Source organism: Chitinimonas sp. (assembly GCF_041904975.1).
Taxonomy (GTDB): Bacteria; Pseudomonadota; Gammaproteobacteria; order Burkholderiales; family Chitinimonadaceae; genus Chitinimonas.
Genome location: NZ_JAYRLZ010000357.1, coordinates 1 through 3,744 on the forward strand (window position 1 = coordinate 1; position 3,744 = coordinate 3,744).

The window sequence follows — 3,744 nt, forward strand, 5'->3', positions numbered from 1 at the left end:
TGGCTGGCCCGCCATGGTGCTGGTCAATTGGTCCTGCTCAGCCGGCGCGGTGCGTCGACACCTGGCCGTGACGAGGCTGTTGCCAGCTTACGTGCCCTTGGCGCCCAGGTACTCGTGCTTGCCTGTGACGTGGCAGATCGGGCTTCTCTGGCAGAAGCCCTTGGGCATCCGGATATCCTGCCGCTGAAGGGGGTATTCCATGCCGCCATGGTGATCGACGATGCGCTGATGGCCAACCTCGATCCCGAACGTATGGACCGCGTGCTGCTCCCCAAAATCAAGGGGGCGTGGGACCTTCATGAACTCACCCACAAGCTGCCGCTTGATCACTTCATGCTCTATTCGTCAGTAACCACCTTCATCGGCAACCCGGGGCAGGCCAATTACGTCGCCGGCAACGCCTGGCTGGAAGGGCTGGCTGTGCTGCGTCGGGCGGAAGGACTGCCGGTGACCTGCATCGGCTGGGGGCCGATCGGCGACGCCGGTTATCTGACCCGCAACCAGGCAGTCAAGGACAGCCTGGCCAGTCGCCTTGGTGCCGAGCCGCTGAGTGCCGAGGGAGCCTTGCGCATGCTCGGGCTGGCTTTGGCTGCGCCCCAGTCCAATGTGGCGATCGCCGATTTCCAGTTTTCTGCACTAGCCCGCCTTTTGCCGTCGGCCCAGGGGCCACGTTTCAACAGCCTGCGCCGGCATGGTGCCGATGCGTCGGCTGGAGCCGAGAGCCTGGATGACTTCAAGACAATGATCGAGGGCAAATCGGCCAGTGAGGTGCAGACGCTGGTTGCCCAACTGGTAACCCAGGAGGTGGCGCAGATTCTCGCCGTGAGCGCGGAGCGTATCGACCCGGCCCGCTCGCTGCATGATTTGGGCCTGGATTCGCTGATGGGTGTCGAACTGGCCCTCAGCCTGGAAAAACGCTTCGGCATCCAGGTGCCGGCCATGCTGCTGAACGAAGGCCCAACGGTTGAACGGGTGACGGCACGCATTATGGAGCGCCGGGCTACGACGGATGGCGCAGACGATGACGCCAACAACCTGGCTGCTATCGCCCACGGCATGGCCGCCCAGCACGGAGAAGCGGTGTCGCAAGAAATTATCGATGCGGCCCTGGCCGATATCCAGAAGAAGCAGACAAGCGCATGAGCAAGCAAAACTTCGGCCTCGTCGGTAACGCCAAGGAGCAACTCGTCAAGCGCTTCCTGGCCCGGCGCAACAGTCAGCCTGAGGGAGCGGGTGCGATCCCACGGTCGTCGCCGAATTTCGCCCAAATACCGGAAAAGTTCTGCCGTTTCGACCAATTCCCCGGCTATGAGAAGGTCGCTATTCCACAAGCGGCAGCCCGCAAACTCGGCATCGAGAATCCGTATTTTAGGATGCACGATGGTGTGGCCGATGCCACCACCATCATTGGTGGAAAGCCCTACATCAACTTCTCCAGCTACAACTACCTGGGTTTGTCAGGCGACCCGCGGGTCAACCAGGCGGCGAAAGAGGCAATCGACCGTTATGGCACATCGGCCTCGGCCAGCCGTCTGGTGGCAGGCGAGCGCCCGATCCAGCGTGAACTCGAAGAAGCGATTGCCGGCCTTTACGAAGTCGACGACTGCATCGTCTTCGTCAGCGGCCATGCCACCAACGTCACCACCATTGCAACGCTATTCGGCCCCAAGGATCTGATCGTCCACGACAGTCTGATTCATAACAGCGTTTTCGAAGGCATCAGGCTCTCCGGTGCCACGCGTCGTGCCTTCAACCACAACGACCCGGAATCGCTGGAGCGTGTCCTGACCGAACTACGTGGCAATTTCGAACGCACGCTGATCGTTGTCGAAGGCCTTTACAGCATGGATGGCGACATCCCGGATCTGCCGCGCTTCATCGACATCAAGCAGCGCTACAAGGCCTTCCTGATGGTGGATGAAGCACATTCGCTGGGTGTGCTGGGCAACACCGGTCGCGGCATCCGCGAGCACTACGGCGTGGCTGCTAATGCTGTCGATATCTGGATGGGAACCTTGAGCAAGGCTTTTGCCGGCTGCGGAGGCTACATTGCTGGGGAAAGGGCCCTCGTTGAGCACCTCAAATACGCCGCGTCAGGTTTTGTCTACAGTGTCGGCATCGCGCCGGCCATGGCCGCTGCCTCACTCGAAGCCATCTGCATCATGCTCGCCGAGCCGGAACGCGTCGCCGGCCTGCGCGAACGGGCCGGTTATTTTCTCAAACAAGCGCGCAAGCTGGGTGTCGATACCGGCCACTCGAAGGGCTACGCCGTCATCCCGGCCATCATCGGCAGTTCGCTGAAAGCGACCAAGCTCTCGCAACAGCTGTTTGAGCAGGGCATCAATGTTCAACCCATCATTCACCCGGCGGTAGAGGAACGTGCAGCACGTCTGCGTTTCTTCATGAGCCTTACCCATACGCAAGCGCAGATCGACATGGCTTTGTCATCGCTACGGGCCAAGATTTAATGTTTTTGAGTATGCCAATTCCGAATTTCTTTCATTCATCAAGTAACAGACAATGTCTCTAATTCCAGTGATCCTTTGTGGCGGTGCGGGTTCCCGCCTCTGGCCCGTTTCTCGCGAATCGCACCCCAAGCCTTTCATTCGCCTGGCGGACGGCCAAAGCCTGCTGCAAAAAGCCTTTCTGCGCGGTGCTCAACTGGCCGGCGTCTCTCAGGTGCTCACCGTGACCAACCGCGAATTTTTCTTCAAGACCGAAGACGAATTCCGCGAAGTCAACGCCGGCCGCCTGCCGACCTCCTTCCTTCTCGAACCCTTCGGCCGCAACACGGCCGCCGCGGTGGCCGCTGCCGCTTTGCTGGTCGCCGAAAAGGAGCCGGAAGCCACCTTGCTCGTCCTTGCCGCCGATCACTTGATCGCCGACCAGGCCGCCTTCGCAGCAGCCGTTGAAAGCGCCACCGCCTTGGCCAGCGAAGGCAATCTGGTCACCTTCGGCATTCAGCCCGACGCGCCGGAAACCGGCTACGGCTATATCGAAGCCGATGGCCACCGGGTCAAGCGCTTTGTCGAGAAGCCGAACGCCCAGACCGCCGCCGAATACGTCGCCTCTGGCCGTTTCTATTGGAACTCCGGGATGTTCTGCTTCAAGGTCAGCACCATGGTTGAGGAAATGCAGCAGCATTGCCCGGCCATCCTCGAAGCCGTGCGTGCCTGCCTCGCCCAGTCCCGCCGTGCGGAAGGCAAGGGCTTCACACACAGCGAACTCGATGCCCAAACTTTCGGCGAGGTGCCAGAAGACTCCATCGACTATGCCGTCATGGAAAAATCCAGTCGTGTCGCTGTCGTGCCGTGTAACCTCGGCTGGAGCGACATCGGCTCCTGGTCTGCGCTGGGTGACCTGACGGCCGCCGACGGCAACGGCAACCGCGTCGATGGTGAGGCCCTGCTGCACAACGTCACCAACTGCTCGATTCGCAGCGATGAGCGCCTGGTCGGCGTCGTCGGCGTCAGCGATCTGATCATCGTCGATACGCCAGATGCTCTACTTGTCGCCAACAAGGCATGCTCGCAGGACGTCAAGCACGTTTATGCTGAGTTGAAAGCGCGCGGTCATGAAACCTACAAGCTGCACCGCACCGTGCACCGCCCTTGGGGCACCTACACGGTGCTGGAAGAGGGGAGCCGTTACAAGATCAAGCGCATCGAGGTCAAGCCGGGGGCCAGTCTCAGCCTGCAGATGCACCACCATCGCAGCGAACACTGGATCGTGGTCAGCGGCATG

3 protein-coding genes are annotated in these 3,744 nt (G+C 60.8%); all 3 read left to right on the plus strand.

The annotated features are described in order from the left end of the window. A partial coding sequence (locus tag ACE3OH_RS20690; RefSeq protein ID WP_374357631.1) for a KR domain-containing protein occupies nt 1-1,143 on the plus strand: 1,143 nt, incomplete at its 5' end. Continuing rightward, nucleotides 1,140-2,468 (plus strand): aminotransferase class I/II-fold pyridoxal phosphate-dependent enzyme, encoded by a 1,329-nt coding sequence (locus ACE3OH_RS20695; protein WP_374357634.1) that lies wholly within the window; start codon nt 1,140-1,142, stop codon nt 2,466-2,468. The genes ACE3OH_RS20690 and ACE3OH_RS20695, both read left to right, overlap by 4 nt. A gap of 52 nt (nt 2,469-2,520) precedes the next feature. Continuing rightward, nucleotides 2,521-3,744 (plus strand): mannose-1-phosphate guanylyltransferase/mannose-6-phosphate isomerase (locus ACE3OH_RS20700; RefSeq protein WP_374357637.1); only part of this gene is annotated, 1,224 nt, incomplete at its 3' end.